The organism is Fictibacillus enclensis, assembly GCF_030123385.1.
Classification (GTDB): domain Bacteria; phylum Bacillota; class Bacilli; order Bacillales; family Fictibacillaceae; genus Fictibacillus_C; species Fictibacillus_C enclensis.
Map to the genome: position 1 here is coordinate 2864771 of NZ_CP126109.1, position 20814 is coordinate 2885584.

The following is a 20814-nucleotide window of genomic DNA, read 5'->3' on the forward strand; positions in this document are numbered from 1 at the left end:
TGTAGTAAAAGGTTAACAACGCAGGTTCCAGATTTACTGCAATACAACTCATTTTTCTCAAAAAAATAAAGGGGATATAAGAATCCCCTTCCTCAATATGCTTCAGGTGCTTCCAGCGTCTTCTCTTTGGCTGTGTCAAATTGCACGCCAACGACAAAAATGTTGATTTCACTGGCTTCAAGGGCCGTCATATTCTTCAATCCCTGACGGATATGATCCTGAATATTCTGAGCCACTTCCGGAATGGAAACCCCATAGTTCATGATCACATAAACACTTATGGCGATTCCTTCTTCACCAAGCTCAACTTTCACACCCTTGCTGTGGGACTTCTTGCCGAAACGTTCCGCTACGCCGGTTGCAAAATTCCCTCTCATGGATGCAACACCTTCAACATCCGAGGCTGCAATGCTTGCAATCACTTCAATCACTTCAGGTGAAATTTCCACCCTTCCAAGTTCTGAATGATGTTCTTCCATCTCAAATGTAAGCTCACTCATTGATTACACCTCCATGCCTAATTGACCGACTTTGACGTCAAATCATGAATCTCTAAAAACTTTGTATTAAAGTCGCCGTTTACAAACGTCGCGTGGTTTAAAAGACGCAAGTGGAACGGAATTGTTGTATGCACGCCTTCAATGACAAATTCATTCAACGCCCTTTTCATGCGATCGATCGCTTCCTGTCTCGTGTTTCCGTAAGTGATCACTTTCGCAATCATGGAATCATAATAGGGAGGTATGGTATACCCCGGGTATGCGGCAGAATCAACCCGGACACCCAAGCCACCGGGAGGAAGATACATTTCGATTTTCCCTGCTGATGGCATAAAGTTTTTATCCGGATTTTCCGCATTGATACGGCATTCAATCGACCATCCCTGAAACTCGATATCTTCCTGTGTCACACTTAAATGTTCACCTGAAGCGACACGAATTTGCTGTTTGATAAGGTCAATGCCTGTTACCATTTCTGTAACGGGATGTTCCACCTGGATCCTTGTGTTCATTTCCATGAAATAAAAATCACCGGTATTATGGTCAAAAATAAATTCTACTGTGCCTGCACCTGAATAGTTAACAGCCTCTGCAGCCTTAACCGCGGCCGCACCCATCTCTTGGCGTTTTTCAGGAGAAATCGCCGGTGATGGTGTTTCCTCAAGAAGCTTTTGCAGTCTTCTCTGGATGCTGCAATCCCGTTCTCCAAGGTGGATCACGTTCCCATAGTTATCTGCCAGCACCTGGATCTCAACATGGCGGAAATCCTCAATGTATTTTTCAATATAAACTCCCGGATTACCGAATGCTGTAGCGGCTTCCTGCTGGGTGATGTTGATTCCCTTCACGAGTTCAGCTTCTGTTTTCGCAATACGGATTCCTTTTCCGCCTCCGCCGGCTGTTGCTTTTATAATTACAGGATACCCAATTTCTTCCGCAAGTTCAATGGCTTCATCTTTTCCGGAGATGATGCCTTCAGAACCCGGAACAATCGGCACACCTGCTTCTTTCATGGTCGCTCGGGCAACGTCTTTTATGCCCATCTTATTAATGGCATCCGCGCTCGGTCCTACAAACTTCACATTACATTCTGCACAAATTTCCGCGAAATCGGCGTTCTCCGCCAAAAATCCGTAACCCGGATGAATCGCATCGCTACCTGTCAGCATTGCTGCGCTCATGATGTTGGTAAAGTTCAGATAGCTGTCCTTGGATGATTTCGGACCAATGCAATACGCTTCATCGGCCAGGCGGACGTGAAGCGCATCTTTGTCCGCTTCCGAATAGACAGCCACCGTTTCGATATTCAATTCCTTACATGCTCTGATAATCCGGACAGCAATTTCTCCCCGGTTGGCAATTAGCAGCTTTTTAATCATGTTGGACACCTCTATTCCGCTTTAACTAAAAAGAGGGGCTGTCCATATTCAACGAGCTGCCCGTTTTCAACAAGGATTTCAACGATTTCCCCATTTACTTCTGCTTCAATTTCGTTAAACAGCTTCATCGCTTCAATGATGCAAACGATGGAGTCTTTGCTGACCTTATCTCCTATTTTCACATAGGCAGGGTTTTCTGGAGAAGGTGATGCATAAAAGGTACCTACCATTGGAGATTCGACTTTATGTAAATTCGCATCTTCCTGTGTCTTTTCCGCAGCTGGAGCCTCAGGCGATTCTTGGGGGGCTGGCTGTGCCGGTACGGATGGCGCCGTTTGTGCTGGAGGCGCAAAAGGAACTGCGGCAGGAGCTTGCGGTTCAGCAGCCTGCTGAATTTTGACTTCATTTTTCTTCAGGACAATTTTTTCTCCGTCATTTTCAAATTGAAATTCATCAATACTGGATTTGTCAATTAGTTTAATCAATTCTCGGATTTCTTGTATCTTCAACACGCTACTTCCACTCCTTTGTTCATCTATAAACGGTGTTGTAAGCTTTGATTTAGTACCTTCTTTTGTTACCTGGTACTAGCAAAGCATATCATAATTGAGGATCAAATAATAGTTTTAATCGCTCTACAAGTACATACTACACGAAATCAAGCTGTTTTGTAAGCGTTCGCTCCTCATTTTCTCTATTAACAGCTTGACCAACGTTCCGCTTTCACATACCCTGTATAAGAATGGAAAAAGAAAAGCCGGGGATCATTTCCCCGGCTCATTTTGATTTACTTTGAAACTCTACTGCTACCTGTTTGTTGCCCAATTGTTCTTCTGCCTTCTTCATAATGGCTACTGCTTCTTTGGAAGATTTCTTGCCCTTTACTATGATTCTTACTTCATTATCCATCGTATTGACCAATGCATCATCATATCCCATCGTCTTGATCAGCGTTTCCAGGGTGGATTCCTTCATTGTAAGTGACTGAAGCTCGGAAATCTTGGCAAGCGCTTCTGCCTGAACTTCTGCAGATGCATTCGGTGAGGCAATGGCCGCCGTATACTGGCTGCTCAACTCATCACGGCTTTCATCCCTTTTCATGCGCAACGCTGTAAACAAGTCATCACTGGCAGCAGAGGTGACCGCCGCATCGGAGTTTTTCTTCGATTTTGCTCCCTGCTCCTGCTTGGCCGTATTTTTCCCTTTTTCAAGGTAGGCCAGATCATCCCCTGATCCCGGGGCCGTAATATAATAGACGGACAAAACAATGATCAAACTGAGCATGGTCAGCAGCCAGACGGTTTGTTTTTTTAATAGCATTCCTTATTCCCCCTCAAATTTTTTCGGTATGACCGAGACTTTGTCGCTTCCAATATCAAATACTTTGGTTACAGCATCAATGATCATTTCCTTGACGCGCAAATTTTCAGCGCCTTCTGCCGCAACGATAACTCCTCGAACCTTTGGTTTCTCTGTTGTAATCACTATGGGTTTTTCTTCATCCCCACTTTTTATGGTCACTACTTCTTCATCGGTTTTATAATCGTTAATTGTGCGTTCTCCCCCGTTTTTATCGGATTCTTTTGTTGTCTGGTTCTGCCTCCTCTCATTCTTTTGAATTTCTTTGATTTCTGTCGTGTCAAGCGTTACCATAACCCTGACTTTTTGCACACCGGATATCTGTTCAAGAATGTCCTTCAGCTGTGTGGCATAAGTGTCTTCAAAGTCCCTGAACTTTTTGGCGGAAGAGGTTCCTGATGATTTAAAGACTGTCTTTGATTCATCCGGCTTTGTTACGGACATGGCAGGAAGGTTGGCCTGATCCCCGGAAGATGGAGTAAAAAGCTTGCTGGCAATCATGATGGCAAATCCCAAGAGCAGCAGAATCCATATATAAGGAGGAGGCCCTTTATTGCTTTTGACTCCCGGAAGCACGTCCATTAATTTCTGAAGCCATCCTTTACTGCCTCTTTTTTTCTCCATGCTCTTCTCCTCCTTCCGTAAAGATCACTACATTTTTTTCTTTCATCTGCCATTTTTTCGCCAGGAACGCTTGCACAGGCTTGGACTGAAATGGAGCCCGTTCTTCCTGGACAGGTTGTTCCGCATTGATTTCCACATTCTTTACGGCAGGAACAGTAATCTGTTTTTCGTTCGCTGCCGCTGCCAGGGTAACCTGAACCGACTGGATATCATCAGGATTGGATGTGTTGCCGGCAGTCTTTTTCGGAACCAGAACAAGATCGGAAATGGTTACTTCATAGCGGGCCTTCAACTCCTCTTTCACCAGGTTCTCCATGTGGACACGCGTTTGTTCTAAAATATATGCAGACTGAGAGTCTTGTATTTCTTTTTTCTTTGTATCTATCGAATTTTTTATCTCGCTCTCGTTGACTTTTGAATCAATGCCAATCTTCTCGAACACCTTGTCGACGTTGGAACCGGCGACTTTCAGGAGAGGATTAAGAATGGCAAGAATGAGAAGAAGGCCGACTACCATTTTGATATATTTCTGAAAGCCGTTATTCGGCAAAAGCAGATCGACGATGACAGAAAGCAGAATAATCAGCACGATATTCGAGATCCAGTCGGTCAAAAATTCCATACCCGCCTCCTGCTATCGAATCATTAATGATAGATTGCCCGCAGCGACAATAACAGTGACAGCGATAAAGAACATGATGGATACTGTCGCAAGTGCCGCAAAGATATAAAATACGCTCTTGCCGATAATGCCCAGACATTCAATGATTGGCCCGCCTCCCAGCGGCTGAAGAACGGCGGCTGCAAAGCTGTAGATCAAACCGATGGCCAGCACTTTGATGGCCGGAAACACAGCCAGCAGAAAAAGAATAGCCACACCGGCGATGCCGACTGTATTTTTGAGTAAAACAGAGGCACTCATTACCGTATCGGTCGCATCGGTAAACATCCGCCCCACCACCGGAATAAAATTGCCTGTGATAAACTTGGCGGTTTTCACCGTTATGCCGTCTGCTACAGCCGTCGTAGCCCCCTGAACAGAGATGACACTGAGAAATACGGTGAAAAACACAGCCAGCGCCCCCATGCCAAGAGACCGGAGCAGCTTGGCCAGCTGAGTGACTTTATGGTGTTCGGACAACGTGCTGACAATGCTTAAAAGGGCCGAAAGAAACAACAGTGGAAGTATAAAGCTATTGATCAGGATGGAGCTTGAATTTACGAGAAACACAATAATGGGATGAAAAAAGGCAACGGATGTAATGCTTCCCACCGTTGCCATGAGCGCCAGCAGGAGAGGCACAAGCGCCATCATAAAGTTCATCATGGTTTCAATGGCTTCCTTGGAATACTGCATGGCGACATGAAAGCTGTTCAGGGCCAGGATGATCAGAACCATATAGATAATTGCGTAAGCAACCTTGCTGACACTGTGATGCTCAAAGGCATTTTGGATCGTCTGCAGCAGCATGCTGAACACTGTCAGCAGAATAAGCGTGCCGAGCAGCTTTCCCTGCACAAGAATTTCATAGAATAAATATTTTAAAATGCCAATGGCCCACGCCTTGATGCTAAACTCTTTTTCGCCTTTCACAAATTCGAGCAAGGTGCCCTTTTGTGTCTCCGGCAGAAACCCTCCATATTCATTCATAATGGTTGTCCAATACTCTTTAATATCATCTATCCCAAGCTTGGACAGCTGTTCGTTCATAATGTTCTCGGTCATTGAGGCTGCCTGCACAGTTTCCCCGCCGCTGTTCCACAGGTAAAATCCCAAAAGCAAGCAGAGCAGTACAACCACCTTTTTAGGTTTTGTTTTTAACCATGCCGTCTTCCTCACCTCCTATCTGGGGATCAAGTTAATGACCGTTTCAATAATGATAGATAAAATCGGCAACGCCATCACCAGTATCAAAATTTTCCCTGCCAGTTCTATTTTTGCTGCTATAGCCCCCTGGCCCGCATCCTTTGTAATTTGCGCGCCAAATTCTGCGATGTACGCAATGCCGATAATTTTCATGATGGTTTCTACATACATCAAATTAATATGGGCTTCCTCCGCTAGGTGCTGAAGCATTCGTAGTACGAGGGCAATCTGATCGATTAAAAAAAGAAATATGGAAATTCCGATAACGAGTGTCAGCAAAAAGGCAAAGGACGTCTTTTGTTCTTTCAGAATGAGGGCAAGAAACGTACCGATCAGGCCTAATCCGACAATTTGAAGAATTTCAATGTTGGATACCCCCTTCAATTTTGAAAAAGAAAAACGCCCTTCACTTTTTGAAATAAATCACTCAAGAGCGAAATGACAATAAAAAGTGCGACGATAAAGCCCAGCAGCGTAACCCAATTCGCATAATCTTCCTTACCCACCATTTTTAAAACACTGTGAAGCATCGCTACCACGATGCCAAGACCGGCGATTTGAAAAACGACATTAACGTCAAAACCCATCTGTTTTCCTCCCATGCCTACACCAATAGAATTATGATCAGCAGCCCCAACAGGATCCCCAGGCTTTTATACATCTTTTCGTGTTTCAGTTGAGCTTCATTCGCTTCAGCGAGTTCCCGCTCCAGGTGAGCCAGCGCGAGCCGGATCTGTTTTTGCTGATTTTCCCGGTCATGCCGTCCCAGCGTTGCTCCAAACTGTCTGAGAATTTCAATCTCTTCTTTTTTAAATGATGAGGCCGCTGACAAGTGAGACAAGCCGTTTTCCCATGCTTCCTGGACGGAAGATACGGACGCTTCAAGCGACTTGCCCGCATGAAGGAAAAATTCAGCCACCGGCCCACTGAGCTGCCTGCTGAGATGCAGAAACGCTTCATCCAGAGGGATAAGCCCGTACATGATCTCAGCTTCCAGCGATTGAAGGCCGACTTTCAGCTGCCTGAGCTGCTTTGGCCGCTCACGCACTTTTTTAGCCAGTTCGAAGCCAATCCATGTGGTTGAAAAAAAAATACAGACAGCACCTAGCCAGCTCATAAGCTGCTGCTCCTTTGTTCCATCGGAAGCGGCTTCCTGTCCCTGTCGTAAACTCCCTGAACCGTGCCGGGTCTGCCTGTCCGAGTCAGTTCCACATACCGGTCAAACAATTTCATTTCCGCAAGAGGAAAAATTGCGGGTCTCCTCAGGGCTTCCTCAAGTGAGTAACCATGCACGGTCATCATCATTTGCACACCCGCATTCATTGCTTCAAGGATGGCGTCAACATCTTCTTTTCTGCCGATTTCATCCACAATCAAGACTTCCGGGCTCATCGAACGGATCATCATCATCATTCCCTCGGCTTTCGGGCAGGCATCAAGAACATCCACCCGTTCACCCAACACGAATTGCGGGATCCCTTTTACGCTTCCTGCAATCTCGGACCGTTCATCCACAATACCGACTTTGCTTGAGGGAATATTTTTCGTACGGCAGCCGGCACTGGCCGTTCTGGCCAAATCCCGAAGCAAGGTGGTCTTACCGGTTTGCGGAGCTCCGACAATTAACGTATTAAGCCAGTGTCCATCTTCATAAAGTCTGGATACCAGGCGATCTGCACTTCCGATTTTTTGTCTGGCGATACGGATGTTGTAGGAACCGATATCCCGAATCGCTTTCACTTCTCCTTTTTCTGTGATCACCTTTCCTGCAAGTCCGACCCGATGTCCCCCCTTGATGGTGATATAGCCTCTTTTCAGTTCCTCTTCAAGGGCATAGAGGGAATACCGGCTCAGTTTATTAAGAAGCTGTACCCCGTCTTCTGGCTGTATAATATATGGGCCGTCACCTGCAAGGAGAAATTCCGGCCGTCCATTGATAATGAGTTCAAGCGGTTTCAGCAGGCGGAACCGGATTTCTTCGATCCGCTCCTTACGCTCCTGCGGAAGCTGCATGATAAGCTCTCCAACCGCTTCCGGCAATACGGCTAATACCTGTTCCAAGTGCACCACCCCAAAAAGAAATTGCTATTATACCTTATGGCTTGTCATCCCCCAATATGACACCCAGCCTCAAACAAAAAAGCTTCACTCCCTTTAGGGAATGAAGCTTTAGATTTTTCTTTTTCTATGCTCTTGAAACGTAATCTCCAGAACGTGTATCAATGATTAACCGGTCTCCCTGATTGATGAAGAAAGGCACCTGAACAATTAAACCTGTTTCTAGCGTAGCCGGTTTTGAACCGCCGGAAGCTGTGTCTCCTTTGATGCCAGGCTCGGTTTCCGTCACTTCCAATTCAACCGTGTTTGGCAGCTCAACACCAATGGTTTCTCCTTGATATTGCATGATTTGGACCACCATGTTTTCAAGCAGAAACTTCAATTCGTGCTCAAGCTGTGCAGAGGAAAGCTCGGTTTGCTCATATGATTCGTTATCCATAAACGTATGTGTGTCACCGGAAGCATACAAATATTGCATCTTTCTGTTTTCAATGTGGGCTTTGGCTACTTTTTCACCGCCGCGGAATGTTTTTTCCTGAATGGATCCTGTACGAAGGTTACGAAGCTTGGAACGTACAAACGCTGCTCCTTTTCCTGGCTTCACGTGCTGGAACTCCATTACCTGCCAGATTCCGCCGTCTACTTCAATGGTCAAACCTGTTCTAAAATCGTTTACTGAAATCATCGTTTTTCCTCCTGATTATCTATCCTAAAATAAGAAGCTCTTTTGGAGAATGTGTCAGTGATTCGTTGCCTTCTTTCGTAATCACCGCATCATCCTCAATTCTTACACCGCCAAGACCAGAAATATATATGCCTGGTTCTACAGTTACAATCATTCCCGGCTCCAATACCACTTCCGAATGGATTGCCAGACTTGGTCCTTCATGGACCTCAAGGCCAATCCCGTGTCCGGTGGAATGACCGAAATGCTCGCCGTAGCCTTTTTCCGTGATATAATCCCTTGTTAAGGCGTCTGCCTGTCTGCCTGTCATTCCCGGTCTAATTCCCTGCATACCCCTTGCCTGTGCTTCATAAACCGTTTCATAAATGGTTTTAAGCTCCTTGGTGATCTCACCAACAGCAACCGTCCGGGTAATATCTGAGCAATAGCCTTTATAGTATGCACCAAAGTCTAGGGTGACCAATTCCCCTTCGCTGATTATCTTCTCCGATGCCCTGCCATGGGGAAGCGCAGACCGGAAGCCTGAAGCAACGATAATATCGAAAGAAGAAGAATCAGCGCCATTTTTCCTCATAAAGAATTCAAGTTCATTTGAAACGTCCAGCTCAGTGACTCCGGGTCTTATGTATGACGTGATATGCGAGAATGCCACATCCGCAATTTGCGCAGCTTCCTTTAATATCTTAATCTCTGAATTATCCTTAATCAAGCGTAATTTTTCAATGAGACCGGAAACCGCTACAAGCTCTGTCCCAACACCGCCTGCATACTTTTCGTACGTTTTAAATCCTGCAAAGGTAAGGTGATCCTGTTCAAACCCTGCTTTCTGGATGCCCATTTCCTTCAGCGTAGCAGCCACTGTTTCCTGAATGGACGTGCTGTGTCTGATGACTTCAAAATCTTTGGCTTGCTCTGCCGCCTGATCGACATATCTGAAGTCAGTGATCAGCCTTGCTACTTTTTCGGAGATCACAAGAACACCTGAACTTCCAGTGAACCCGCTGAGATACCTTCTGTTAATCGCGGATGTGACAATCAATCCATCGATCTTATGGTTTTCAAAACCATTTCTGAGTTTCTCCAGTTTTGACATACCTTTTCCTCCCTGCCTCTATTTAATCACACGCCAAGAAGCGCCAATACAGCAAGTTCGTAGCCCTTTACACCCAGTCCTGCGATCTGGCCCGCTGCGACAGGTGCGATGACGGAATGGTGGCGGAACTCTTCTCTTGCATGAATATTTGAAATATGTACCTCAATAACCGGGATATTCACACTGGCAATAGCGTCACGTATTGCATAACTATAATGAGTAAACGCGCCTGCATTCAGCACAATGCCTTCAAACTCGTCCTCTGCAGCGTGAATCCAATCCAGAATATCGCCTTCATGATTGCTTTGCCGGCAAACTGCGGAAGCTCCGTTTTCTTCCGCAAACGTGATCAGACGCTCTTCAATGGAGGCCAGGTCATTCTTGCCATAGATGCCGGGCTCTCTTTTGCCAAGCCTGTTTAAATTTGGGCCATTTATAACTAGTATCCGTTTCATCGATTGTCCCCTCAAAAAAATAGAATGTTCCATGAACATTCTATCACACCCCTATTTTTTTGAATAGTTAGGTACTTTGTCCGTTTTTGGCCTCTTGTCGTTCCTGATATTCAAAGGAAATGGAATAGCCTACAAATACTCCATACAAAATGTACAGGCACAACGTGGTGGATATCGTATTCCTGCCTATTTTATTCATTGGCTCAAGGTCAGGGAAAATGGGATGCAGCAAATAGAAAACGAGTACCCAAAGAAGAACTCCGAAGAAAATACCGGCAAACTTACTTTTTATCCGAGAAAAAAGAAACCGGTAAACAATAGCGACCAAAATGGAAAGCAGCGCAATGACCACTACACCGATCAATTGCCCTAACCACTGGCTTTTCCATTTTCCCAATGCCCAGGGAGCGAGGATCAATGCCGGTCCAATTTTGGACAAGTTTAAGTAGTATGCAAAAAAGCCGATGATCCCCCAGAACAGGCCGCCAAAAAAGCCCACACTGACCACCCTGCCCATGAAAGAACTTGGTTCATCCCGCTTGTTTTTATCTCTGTTCATCTCATACATTATATAAAGTACACCTCCATTTTTTAGTATGTCCCTTTTTCTTCATCTCTTATCACCATAGGATCTATTAATATTCCGTGTTAAAACTGTATAAAATGGGAAAAATAAAGTTAAAGCACGATTGCCTAGAGGTTTATAGCGTTTTCCTGTAGAATTAAAGTTATAAACAATAAGGTAGAGGTGTAGAAATGACAGATCAGAAGAAACCGGCATACGGCGGCCAGGCGGTCGTCGAAGGGGTTATGTTTGCCGGCAAGCACACATACGTCACCGCCATCCGCAGAAATGATGACAGCATTGATTATTACGAAGTGCTCAAGCCATACAACCCGTGGATGAACAAAATAAAAAAGATTCCTTTCCTCCGCGGAATCGCAGCGATTCTGGAAGCCAGCTCCAACGGCACCAAGCATCTGAACTTTTCCACCGAGCGCTACAATGTAACACCGGGAGAGGAACTAAAAAAGGAAGAACCAGCTTCATCCAAGGCCATGTTCATTTTTAGCCTCGCGGTTGTCGGGGTACTGACTTTCCTCTTTGGAAAATTTGTTTTCACTCTTGTACCCGTATTCCTGGCAGAAGCTTTCCGGCCTTGGGTTCAAAGCCATGTTGGCCAAAACCTGCTGGAAGGATTATTCAAATTTCTTTTTCTTCTCTCTTATATTTACTTTGTGTCGATGACTCCTACTGTAAAACGGGTATTCCAGTACCATGGGGCCGAACACAAAGTCATTAATGCCTATGAAAACGGCTATGAACTTACCGTGGACAATGTCAAGAAGCAGTCTCGTCTGCATTACCGGTGCGGCAGCAGCTTTATACTGTTTACGGTAGTCGTTGGAGTGTTTGTCTATCTGTTTGTACCGTCTGACCCTTTGTGGCAGCGTGTGATATACCGGGTCGTCTTGATCCCTGTGGTCCTTGGCATCTCCTTTGAAGTCCTGCAGATCACAAACAAACTAAGAAACATTCCTGTGTTGCGTTATCTCGGATATCCGGGATTGTGGCTTCAGCTTCTCACAACAAAGGAACCTGACCGAAAGCAGACGGAAGTAGCGATTCTTTCTTTTACCGAAATGCTGAAGCGGGATGAGGAGCATGAAAAAAGAAAAATTGAAAACACTACTAAAATCGTTTAATTTTCCAAGGAGGTGAACCTGTTGCACCGAAGATCATTTCATCCAGTGATTTGGGTTATTATCGTGTTGGCAGTAGTTGGACTTGTTTCACAATTGTTTACTTCACCTCGAAATTTATTTACGCAGCTGCTAATGGCCGGTTTGGTCATAGCTGTCATCTATTTCATTTTCCAGCGGTTCCGCCCGGGGGAAAATGGAAAATATAAAAAGGCCGTCAAGCAGTCCAAACGGAAATACAGCCAAAGTGTTGCTCCGGTCAAAAAAAATACTTCGCCCAATAAACCGGCCGCGTTTAAAAAGCGGAGAAGAGAGCATAACCTTACCGTTATCGAAGGAAAGAAAAATAAGAAAAAAAATCGAGCTTCGTTCTAAGCTCGATTTTTTTGTGGCGTCCATATTTTTTTGCCTGCAATCCAACGGTTCAAAAATGCTGCTCCCTGCAAATAACCAAAATCCATGAGCGCATTTTTGGTTTCTTCCGTCAGATCAAAGTCAACCACGGAAATCTCTTTTACCGGTATGAAAATAATATCCCTGGCATCGTAGTTGGAAATATGCCGGTTATCGTGCGCCTCCATCATTGTCTGAAACAAGGCCTTAAACAGGTTAAACGCGTTGTTTACCTGATGGGCCTGGACCTTTCCATAGGAGCTGCTAAGCTGAAACCCGAGGACAGGCCGCTCTGATGTCCGGTCTTTGCGCTGAAACAGCCACATCGGGAAATTGCTCAACACACCCCCATCGACAATATAGCTTTTTTGACCAATCCGGTTGTATAGCTTGATTGGGTAAAAAAAGTATGGGATGCTGCAGCTCATCCGGACCGCACGGGCAATTGGAAACTTTTCTTTTAGCAGGCCGTATTCCTGGAGATCATCTGGCAGCACCACCAGCCGGCCACGAGTGATATCTGACGCTACTATTTTCAGTGAACCTTCGGGAATATCAGCAAAGGTCTCAATGCCCTTTGCCTTTAACAACTCTTTTACCCACTTTTCAAGTGCATCCCCTTTGTACAACCCCAACTTCCAGTATACCTTCAGCCAGTTCATGAATGGCACCGGCACCAGCGATTTTTTTTCGTCCATAAATTGCTTGAGGTCGGCCGTATGAATCAATGTTTTCATTTCACTTGAACTGTACCCTGCGTTCAACAGACAAGCAACCAGCGCCCCTGCACTTGTTCCGGCAATCCGATGGAACGAGATTCCCCGTTCTTCTGCTGCCTGAATGGCTCCGATCAATGCGATACCTTTAATTCCACCGCCCGAAAATACGCCGTCAACCTTCATCATGCACTCCCCCCATCATTATCCTAATCATGAGGGGAAGTACAATATTCGATAAACGGCGAAATAAAAACAACCACAACAGAGTTATGATTGTTCCTGATTTCTTTGCTGCACTTCTTTTAGTGCTTCAATGCGTTTCGGATCTTCTTCAAAATACTGCAAAAGGTCTCCGATCCTGTCAATGGCATTCCAGCTCAAATGATGCTCGATACCTTCCACATCTTCAAAAATATTCTCTTCATCGACGCCGATGACCTTGAGAAGCCCTTCCAGCAGATCGTGCCGATAAACGAGGCGTTTTCCTAGTTTTTTTCCATTTGGAGTTAATACAAAACCGCGATACTTCTCATAAACGAGGTATTTTCCTTTATCCAGCTTTTGGATCATTTTCGTAACGGAGGAGGGGTGGACTTCCAGGCTTTCTGCAAGATCTGAAACCCTTGCGTATCCCTTTTCTTCAATTAACGCGTATATTCGTTCGATATAATCTTCCATGCTCGGTGTTGGGGGCATGCTGTTCCCTCCGATTCATTCTTTCACTGTTCTGTCTAAAATTTTACTATACAAAAGATAGTGTGACAAGGGAGTTTGGATTTTATGAGTCCCCTGCATAAAAAAAGAGGCAGACCCGTGGGTCTTGCCTCTTCAATAAACGTACCGTTTACAGTCCGCATTTCAGCTGCGTGTTGCAGTTTGTGCAGGTATTGCAGCCGCCGATTTCTTTAACTTTTCCTTTTCGGCATACAGGGCATGTATTGCCCACTTCGTTTCCGACCGTAACATCGGTGGAGCGAAGATCCGTAATGGTGTCCACCAGAACGACCTTGCTCTTTTCCTCTTCGCCGAGATTCATCTCGGTTTGCTCAAAGGATTCTTCCGCTTTTAGGGTAAGCACCTGTGCATCACGGCTTCCGTCTACATACACCGTTCCGCCTTTTGCTCCGCCCTTGTAAAGGCGCTCATACACTTTTTTCACCTGGTCCACAGAGTAGCCTTTTGGCGCGTTCACCGTTTTACTGATGGAGCTGTCCACCCAGTTTTGGATGACACATTGAGTATCAGCGTGTGCTTCCGGTGAAAGTTCCATGGCTGATACAAAGAATTCAGGCAGGTTGTTTTCATCCGCCTCCGGATTGTTGGCCAGGTATTCTTTTACAATGTCAGCCTTCACTTCAATAAATTTGCCCAAACGTCCGCTTCTGAAATAAGAGAAGGAGAAGTAAGGTTCTAATCCTGTTGAGACTCCAACCATGGTCCCGGTGCTTCCAGTTGGCGCCACAGTAAGCAAATGGGAATTCCTGATGCCGTTTTTCAAGATTCCTTGGTGGATATCTTCCGGCAGTTTTTTCATATAGCCAGTTTTGATAAAGTTCTCACGAAGCTGTTTTGTTTCTGCTTCTGTCTTGCCCACCAAAAACGGGAAGCTGCCTTTTTCTTTGGCCAGCTCAATCGATGTGCGGTAAGCGGTCGTTGCAATAGTTTCAAATATCTTATCAACCATGGCATTTCCTTCTTCAGACCCGTACATCGTTTCACAATAGATGAGAAGATCGTGAAGACCCATGACTCCAAGGCCGACACGGCGCTCACCAAGAGCTTGAGTACGGTTTGGCTCAAGGAAGTATGGAGTTGCATCGATTACGTTATCCTGCATGCGTACGCCAACTTCAACGGTGCGCTCCAGCTTCTCAAAGTCAATCGTTTTATTCACTTTGTCCGCCATGTTGCCAAGGTTAACTGCAGCAAGATTGCAGACAGAGTATGGTGCGAGAGGCTGCTCGCCACATGGGTTTGTTGCGACTACCTTCTGGCCGTAAGCAACGGCATTGGTCTTGTCGTTGGCATTATCGATAAAGAAGATACCAGGCTCAGCAGAATAAGTAGCACAAATGTTAATCAGGTTCCAAAGCTCTCTTGCCTTAATGCGCTTGTAAACACGGATGCTGTAGCCTTTTTCTTCCCAGACACGAACATCTCCTGTTTCATGCCATTCTTCGTTGTAGGCTCTCATTTCTTCCGGTGTGTAATTTTCAACATTTGGGAAGCGTAAAGCATATTCCGCATCCTTTTCTACGGCTTCCATAAAATCTTTAGTAATGGTTACAGAGATGTTTGCCCCAGTAAGGAAATCCGGATTATGGACGCTGTATGTTCCGCCGTCACGAAGCATACGCTCCGCTTCGCGATGAACATCCGCATCAAATCCGCCTGTCCCCGGGATTTCCTTGTAACGGAGAATTCCCTCGTACATTGCTTTTTCCGTTGGAGTAAGCGGCGTAAATTTCAGCTTGTCCTGAGCGACCTGCTTAATCTTTTCATCCTCGGTGTTTTCAATAAGGTAGCGAAGAATTCTTGGGTTTTGCATTTTTGAAATGATGAAATCAATAATATCAGGGTGCCAGTCCGCGAGCATGATCATCTGTGCACCTCTGCGAGACCCGCCCTGCTCTACCAAATGCGTTAGCTTCGCAATATCATCCAGCCATGAAACCGAACCGGACGATTTTCCGTTAACTCCGCGGGCAAGCGCGTTTTTCGGACGGAGGGTGGAACCGTTCGTTCCAACACCGCCTCCGCGGCTCATAATCTCCATCACCTGCTTGCGGTGATCTGAGATTCCTTCACGGGAGTCTCTCACATATGGCATCACGTAGCAGTTGAAGTACGTAACGTCCGTTTCCGCCCCGGCACCGTACAGAACACGGCCGGCAGGAATGAAGTTCATCTCGGAAAGTTCCTTATAGAACTTCTCAAAGGATTCCAGGCGCTTTTCCTCGGTCGTTTCGACGCTTGCGAGCCCTGTTGCATTCCGCTTGGCAATCTGCTCATAAAAAACCTCAAGCGGCTTGTCCATCACATCAAGCGAACGGTTAATGATGCCTGATTCCGCTTCTTCCAGCTTGTCGAGCACCGCTTTAAATTCATCTTCCACACGCACACGAGCTGTTTTCGCTTCCCAATCGATGCTAACGATGTATCCAAGCCCTCTTGCCGGGAATTTCGGATCTTCTTTTACCGTCAGAACGACAAAGTCTCCTTCCTTTAACGTTTTTCTTTCGGTATCTTTAAAGCTGTATCTGTCCAGCATGACGAGCCGGGATACACCCTTATGTGCTGTTTTCATGTCGCTGGTTACCGGATGTACTTGAGGAAATTGCTCAATATCCTTATTCAGCATTTCAATGTTGATTCCTGAAGGGTCATGTACTGCTACTCCCATCATTCTCCTCCTCGTAAATAAAATAGAAGATTCTATCTATATGTTGTATGTAGTTAAGTTACCACTATACTATATATAGGTAAACCTGTTGTCAAAATATTTATGTTGTCAAACTTGGAAAACCACGCTTTCGTAAGAAAAACAGTGAATGAATTGTTTTTCTTGTCTCAAACCACCTTAAATCCCATAGATTTAAAGATTGAAAAATGTCCGTTTTGGAAGAACGTTGAAACCACAGGCTTTTTGAAGTTGGGTCAAAAAAAGCCCTGAAAATTTTTTCCGTCTTGACATCCAAAAATAAAAACCGAGACAACAAAATCTTGTCCCGATTTTCGCCTTATCTTCTGAACGTCCACTCTTTGCTTCTATATCTAGTTTCTGCAATCTGTTCAACTTCTCGTTTTTGCTCGTCGCTTAACTGATACGGCTGCAAATCAAGATTCAAACCGGATTCAAAGCCGGCATGAAAAGCTTGTTTAGCCTCTTCCGGCGTAACCGGTTTTTCACGGAGCTCATTCATCGCCACCGCTTTGCTTTTAAATGCTCTTTGCATTCTCTCCCTCACCCGGTCGCTTGGATAGACAAACAGGTCAAACAACTTGTCTTCGTCAAGATCCAGCAAGATGGAACCGTGCTGGAGGATCACACCTTTTTGTCGGGTTTGGGCACTGCCGGCGACTTTTCGTCCTTCCACCACGAGCTCATACCAGGAAGGAGCGTCAAAACAGACGGCAGAGCGGGGATTTTTCAAGCCCGCTTTTTCTTCTTCAGTACGGGGAATGGCAAAATAGGCTTCGAGGCCAAGATTACGGAATCCCTGCAGAATACCTTCAGAAATGACACGGTACGCTTCAGTTACCGTTTTTGGCATGTTAGGATGCTCTTCACTCACGATCACACTGTATGTAAGCTCCTTGTCATGGAGAACGCCGCGTCCGCCGGTTGGCCTGCGCACAAAACCAAGTCCGTATTGTTTTACCGCCTCAAGGTTGATTTCCTTCTCAGCTTTTTGAAAATAACCAATGGACAAGGTCGCGGGATTCCATCCGTAAAACCGGATAACAGGGGGAATCTTTCCTTCGCTGTGCCATGTCAGCAACGCTTCATCCAACGCCATATTGTAGGCAGGATCGCAATTTCCTGAATCAATGAATAACCACTTTTCTCTTTCCATATAACTATCTCCTTTTTGATACCTTACTAGTTTATCAAAACTATACCTTCTGTCAAAACACAAAGTACTGCCAATTTTTAATATTATTCTTTTGATTCTGGCGGTCGGTGAAGATATAATTAAAGGAGATATAAAAAAGGAGTGCAAGCATATGGAATGGATTATCGTTCTTGTTATTTTGGCAGCCATACTTGTTTATCTCGTAGTAACTGCCCTGAACCAAAAAAGATTCTTGAAGACGTTGAGTGAAGAGGAATTTAGAGCTGGCTACCGAAAAGCCCAGCTGATTGATGTGCGTGAACCGGATGAGTTCAAAAAAGGGCATATCCTTGGCGCTAGAAACATTCCCCTTACTCAGATGAAGCAGCGAAAAATGGAAATTCGCCCGGACAAGCCGGTTTATCTATATTGCGAAAGCGGCATGCGCAGCGCCAGAGCGGCCCAATTCTTGCGAAAAAACAAATATACAGATCTTTCTCAATTACGAGGCGGATTTAAAAAATGGACAGGCAAGGTAAAATCTTCATAAACGTAAATAAAAGGTTCGGGATCATTTCCCCGAACCTTTTTCTATTACTCTCTACTTAACATGACGTAATACCGGTTTACGGGCAGCCATTGCTTCATCCAGCCGCTTAACGACAGTGGAGTGAGGCGCTTCCTGTACAACCTCCGGTGACTCTTCTGCTTCTTTTGCGATTTGGATCATAGCATCGATGAATTCATCGAGCGTTTCCTTGGATTCGGTTTCCGTCGGCTCAATCATGATCGCTTCTTCGACAGACAGCGGGAAATAGATCGTAGGCGGGTGATATCCGAAATCAAGCAGGCGTTTCGCCATATCCAAGGTTCGAACACCAAGCTTCTTCTGCCTTTTTCCGGACAAAACAAACTCATGCTTACAATGCTGGGTGAACGGCAGATCAAAATGCGGCTCAAGCCTTCTCATCAAATAGTTGGCATTCAGCACCGCATACTCGGACACCTGTTTCAGTCCAATCGGCCCCATTGTGCGAATATACGTATACGCCCGAACATTGATGCCAAAGTTTCCATAATACGGTTTTACCCGGCCAATGGACTGTGGACGGTCGTATTCAAACGTAAAACCTTCCCCTTTTTTCATCAATACCGGCTTCGGAAGGAATGGAATCAGATCCTTTTTCACCCCAACAGGTCCGGATCCCGGTCCGCCCCCGCCGTGCGGTCCTGTAAAGGTTTTATGCAGGTTAAGATGGACAACATCAAAGCCCATATCCCCCGGGCGGGTATAACCCATAATTGCGTTCATATTCGCACCGTCATAATACAGCTTTCCGCCTGCTTCATGAACGATTGCCGCCATCTCAAGGATGTGCTCTTCAAACAAGCCGAGCGTATTCGGGTTCGTCAGCATGAGTGCAGCTGTATCTTCCCCGACCACACGTCTCAGATCATCAAGATCCACCAATCCGCGGTCATCTGATTTTACAGTGATCGAGTCAAAACCGGCGACTGTTGCTGATGCAGGATTAGTTCCGTGTGCGGAATCGGGTACGATGACCTTCGTGCGCTTTTGATCTCCATTGGCTTCATGGTAGGCACGGATCATCATCAGCCCGGTCCACTCCCCATGGGCACCGGCAGCAGGCTGAAGCGTCACTTCATCCATTCCTGTAATTTCGGCCAGTGACGTTTGCAGGTTATACATCATCTCCATGGCACCTTGAACCGTTTCTTCTTCCTGAAGCGGATGAATTTGTGCAAAACCGGCATAACGGGCCACATCTTCATTGATTTTCGGATTGTATTTCATCGTGCACGAGCCGAGCGGATAAAATCCTGAGTCAACGCCATGATTACGTTTGGAAAGCGCGGTATAGTGACGCATGATTTGCAGCTCGGAAACTTGCGGCAGCTCGGCATGTTCGGTGCGGACGTAATCATCCGGCAGCAGCGAACTGAGGTCTGCTTCCGGAACATCGAGAGCCGGGAGACTGTAACCCACTCTGCCTTCTTTCGATAGTTCAAAAATAAGTGACTGATCTTGAGTGTTCATTATAGCCCCTCCAATACGGTTGCCAGTTTATCAATCTCGCTTTTTGTGCGCAGTTCGGTTACGGCAATCAGCATATGATTTTCGAGTTCAGGAAAGTCCCTTCCAAGGTCATAGCCGCCGATCATTCCGTGTTCAAGCAGCTTTTTATTGATTTCTTTGACCGGACCATTAAGCTTCACGACAAATTCATTGAAAAATGGCGCTTCATATGGAATGTTGAATCCTTTTTCCGAGAGAATGTTTTTGGCATAGTGTGCTTTTTGGATGTTTTGAACAGCAACCTCTTTTATTCCCTGCTTGCCAAGGGCTGTCATGGCAACAGATGCAGCCAGCGCATTCAGCGCCTGGTTGGAACAAATGTTGGACGTCGCCTTATCACGGCGGATATGCTGTTCACGCGCCTGAAGGGTTAAAACAAAACCGCGTTTCCCGTTTTCGTCCACCGTTTGGCCGACAAGCCGTCCCGGCACCTTTCTCATCAGCTTTTTGGTTACAGCAAAATAACCGCAGTGCGGGCCACCGAACCCCTGAGGAATTCCAAATACTTGTGCATCACCTACAACAATGTCCGCTCCGAATTTTCCAGGAGGCGTCAATACACCGAGAGAAAGCGGATTGCTTGAAACGACAAACATCGCTTTTTGGCTGTGAACGATTTCTTCGATGTCCTTTAGCGGTTCCACCTGGCCAAAGAAGTTCGGATATTGAACGAGAACACAGGCTGTTTCATCGTCCACCGTGTTTTTCAATTCTTCCAGATCCGTCAATCCATCCTTAGTGCCCACTTCCACCACTTCAAGTCGCTGTCCGTTGGCATACGTTTGAAGCACTGCAAGTGATTCGGGATGGACACTTTTGGATACGATGATTTTTTTGCGTTTTGTTTGTCCTGCAGAAAGAAGAGCAGCTTCTGCAAAAGCGGTTCCGCCATCATACATCGAGGAATTCGCCACATCCATGCCTGTCAGCTCACAGATCATTGTTTGAAATTCAAAGATGGCCTGCAGCTCCCCTTGCGAGATTTCCGGCTGGTAAGGAGTATAAGCGGTATAAAATTCAGAACGCAATGTCACATGGTTTACAATAGAAGGCGTATAGTGATCATACACCCCGGCTCCCAAAAAGCTTGCATACTCCTTGGTGTTGATGTTTTTCTGCGACAGCATAGACATATATTTTACAAGCTCCGGCTCAGGCAGTGCTGGTTCGATCTGCAAATCGCCTTTAAAACGAACGTTTTCCGGAATGTCTTTAAACAGTTCTTCTGTGGATGAAATGCCGGCCGCTTCCATCATTTCCTTTTTGTCTTGCTCGGTCATTGGCAAATAACGAAATGTCATAACTGTGTCCTCCCTTTGGGGCT

24 protein-coding genes are annotated in these 20814 nt (G+C 45.7%); 3 read left to right on the top strand and 21 right to left on the bottom strand.

The window, feature by feature from the left end:
* Positions 1 to 92: 92 nt before the first annotated feature.
* The 15 genes from QNH15_RS15035 to QNH15_RS15105 all read right to left on the bottom strand — a co-directional run bounded on the left by QNH15_RS15035 (position 93) and on the right by QNH15_RS15105 (position 10588).
* The gene (locus tag QNH15_RS15035) at positions 93 to 500 is read right to left on the bottom strand and encodes an Asp23/Gls24 family envelope stress response protein (RefSeq protein WP_061970948.1); all 408 of its coding nucleotides are present in this window, start codon (positions 498 to 500) and stop codon (positions 93 to 95) included.
* A gap of 17 nt (positions 501 to 517) precedes the next feature.
* Positions 518 to 1879: an acetyl-CoA carboxylase biotin carboxylase subunit gene (accC, locus tag QNH15_RS15040; RefSeq protein ID WP_283889165.1), complete on the bottom strand. Its 1362-nt coding sequence runs from the start codon at positions 1877 to 1879 to the stop codon at positions 518 to 520.
* Between the two features lie 11 nt (positions 1880 to 1890).
* Positions 1891 to 2391, bottom strand: coding sequence for an acetyl-CoA carboxylase biotin carboxyl carrier protein (gene accB / locus QNH15_RS15045; RefSeq protein ID WP_283889166.1), 501 nt, complete (start codon positions 2389 to 2391; stop codon positions 1891 to 1893).
* A 265-nt stretch (positions 2392 to 2656) separates the two neighbouring features.
* The gene (locus QNH15_RS15050) at positions 2657 to 3199 is read right to left on the bottom strand and encodes a SpoIIIAH-like family protein (RefSeq protein ID WP_061970955.1); all 543 of its coding nucleotides are present in this window, start codon (positions 3197 to 3199) and stop codon (positions 2657 to 2659) included.
* Positions 3200 to 3202: 3 nt separating this feature from the next.
* Positions 3203 to 3862, bottom strand: coding sequence for a stage III sporulation protein AG (spoIIIAG, locus tag QNH15_RS15055; RefSeq protein ID WP_283889167.1), 660 nt, complete (start codon positions 3860 to 3862; stop codon positions 3203 to 3205).
* Positions 3840 to 4484, bottom strand: coding sequence for a stage III sporulation protein AF (gene spoIIIAF / locus QNH15_RS15060; RefSeq protein ID WP_283889168.1), 645 nt, complete (start codon positions 4482 to 4484; stop codon positions 3840 to 3842). Before spoIIIAF ends, spoIIIAG begins: the two co-directional genes overlap by 23 nt.
* A gap of 12 nt (positions 4485 to 4496) precedes the next feature.
* Positions 4497 to 5663, bottom strand: coding sequence for a stage III sporulation protein AE (gene spoIIIAE, locus QNH15_RS15065; protein ID WP_283895586.1), 1167 nt, complete (start codon positions 5661 to 5663; stop codon positions 4497 to 4499).
* 42 nt (positions 5664 to 5705) lie between these two features.
* Positions 5706 to 6095: a stage III sporulation protein AD gene (gene spoIIIAD / locus QNH15_RS15070; RefSeq protein WP_061971686.1), complete on the bottom strand. Its 390-nt coding sequence runs from the start codon at positions 6093 to 6095 to the stop codon at positions 5706 to 5708.
* Between the two features lie 14 nt (positions 6096 to 6109).
* Positions 6110 to 6316: a stage III sporulation protein AC gene (gene spoIIIAC, locus QNH15_RS15075; protein ID WP_061970965.1), complete on the bottom strand. Its 207-nt coding sequence runs from the start codon at positions 6314 to 6316 to the stop codon at positions 6110 to 6112.
* A gap of 17 nt (positions 6317 to 6333) precedes the next feature.
* Positions 6334 to 6846, bottom strand: coding sequence for a stage III sporulation protein SpoIIIAB (gene spoIIIAB / locus QNH15_RS15080; protein ID WP_283889169.1), 513 nt, complete (start codon positions 6844 to 6846; stop codon positions 6334 to 6336).
* Positions 6843 to 7790, bottom strand: coding sequence for a stage III sporulation protein AA (gene spoIIIAA / locus QNH15_RS15085; RefSeq protein ID WP_283889170.1), 948 nt, complete (start codon positions 7788 to 7790; stop codon positions 6843 to 6845). Before spoIIIAA ends, spoIIIAB begins: the two co-directional genes overlap by 4 nt.
* 124 nt (positions 7791 to 7914) lie before the next feature.
* Complete coding sequence (efp, locus tag QNH15_RS15090) at positions 7915 to 8472, bottom strand: elongation factor P (protein ID WP_061970972.1); 558 nt, start codon at positions 8470 to 8472, stop codon at positions 7915 to 7917.
* A 19-nt stretch (positions 8473 to 8491) separates the two neighbouring features.
* A complete protein-coding gene (locus tag QNH15_RS15095) occupies positions 8492 to 9565 on the bottom strand; it encodes a M24 family metallopeptidase (protein ID WP_283889171.1) in 1074 nt (357 codons plus the stop codon).
* Positions 9566 to 9591: 26 nt separating this feature from the next.
* Positions 9592 to 10020, bottom strand: a complete 429-nt coding sequence (gene aroQ / locus QNH15_RS15100) for a type II 3-dehydroquinate dehydratase (RefSeq protein WP_129475128.1) — start codon at positions 10018 to 10020, stop codon at positions 9592 to 9594.
* A gap of 67 nt (positions 10021 to 10087) precedes the next feature.
* Complete coding sequence (locus QNH15_RS15105; protein ID WP_283889172.1) at positions 10088 to 10588, bottom strand: YqhR family membrane protein; 501 nt, start codon at positions 10586 to 10588, stop codon at positions 10088 to 10090.
* A 188-nt stretch (positions 10589 to 10776) separates the two neighbouring features.
* On the opposite strand from QNH15_RS15105, the gene QNH15_RS15110 reads away from it, so the two are divergent.
* Both QNH15_RS15110 and QNH15_RS15115 read left to right on the top strand, forming a co-directional pair.
* Positions 10777 to 11727: a DUF1385 domain-containing protein gene (locus QNH15_RS15110; RefSeq protein ID WP_283889173.1), complete on the top strand. Its 951-nt coding sequence runs from the start codon at positions 10777 to 10779 to the stop codon at positions 11725 to 11727.
* 12 nt (positions 11728 to 11739) lie between these two features.
* A complete protein-coding gene (locus QNH15_RS15115) occupies positions 11740 to 12099 on the top strand; it encodes an SA1362 family protein (protein WP_283889174.1) in 360 nt (119 codons plus the stop codon).
* On the opposite strand, the gene QNH15_RS15120 is transcribed toward QNH15_RS15115, so the two are convergent.
* The 4 genes from QNH15_RS15120 to QNH15_RS15135 form a co-directional block, all read right to left on the bottom strand.
* Entirely contained in the window at positions 12096 to 13022 is a 927-nt protein-coding gene (locus QNH15_RS15120) for a patatin-like phospholipase family protein (protein ID WP_347343344.1), read from the bottom strand. The genes QNH15_RS15115 and QNH15_RS15120 overlap by 4 nt on opposite strands.
* An 81-nt stretch (positions 13023 to 13103) precedes the next feature.
* Positions 13104 to 13532 carry a transcriptional regulator MntR gene (mntR, locus tag QNH15_RS15125; RefSeq protein ID WP_129475122.1) on the bottom strand — a complete coding sequence of 143 codons (429 nt, stop codon included), beginning with the start codon at positions 13530 to 13532 and terminating at the stop codon, positions 13104 to 13106.
* Positions 13533 to 13680: 148 nt separating this feature from the next.
* On the bottom strand, positions 13681 to 16239 hold the full coding sequence (locus tag QNH15_RS15130) for a vitamin B12-dependent ribonucleotide reductase (protein ID WP_283895590.1): 2559 nt from the start codon (positions 16237 to 16239) through the stop codon (positions 13681 to 13683).
* Between the two features lie 337 nt (positions 16240 to 16576).
* Entirely contained in the window at positions 16577 to 17413 is an 837-nt protein-coding gene (locus QNH15_RS15135; RefSeq protein WP_283889175.1) for a lipoate--protein ligase family protein, read from the bottom strand.
* A gap of 151 nt (positions 17414 to 17564) precedes the next feature.
* On the opposite strand from QNH15_RS15135, the gene QNH15_RS15140 reads away from it, so the two are divergent.
* A complete protein-coding gene (locus tag QNH15_RS15140; RefSeq protein WP_283889176.1) occupies positions 17565 to 17942 on the top strand; it encodes a rhodanese-like domain-containing protein in 378 nt (125 codons plus the stop codon).
* A 51-nt stretch (positions 17943 to 17993) separates the two neighbouring features.
* Here QNH15_RS15140 and gcvPB read toward each other — a convergent pair whose 3' ends face one another.
* Complete coding sequence (gene gcvPB, locus QNH15_RS15145; protein WP_283889177.1) at positions 17994 to 19451, bottom strand: aminomethyl-transferring glycine dehydrogenase subunit GcvPB; 1458 nt, start codon at positions 19449 to 19451, stop codon at positions 17994 to 17996.
* Positions 19451 to 20791: an aminomethyl-transferring glycine dehydrogenase subunit GcvPA gene (gene gcvPA, locus QNH15_RS15150; RefSeq protein ID WP_283889178.1), complete on the bottom strand. Its 1341-nt coding sequence runs from the start codon at positions 20789 to 20791 to the stop codon at positions 19451 to 19453. Before gcvPA ends, gcvPB begins: the two co-directional genes overlap by 1 nt.
* Positions 20792 to 20814 lie beyond the last annotated feature (23 nt).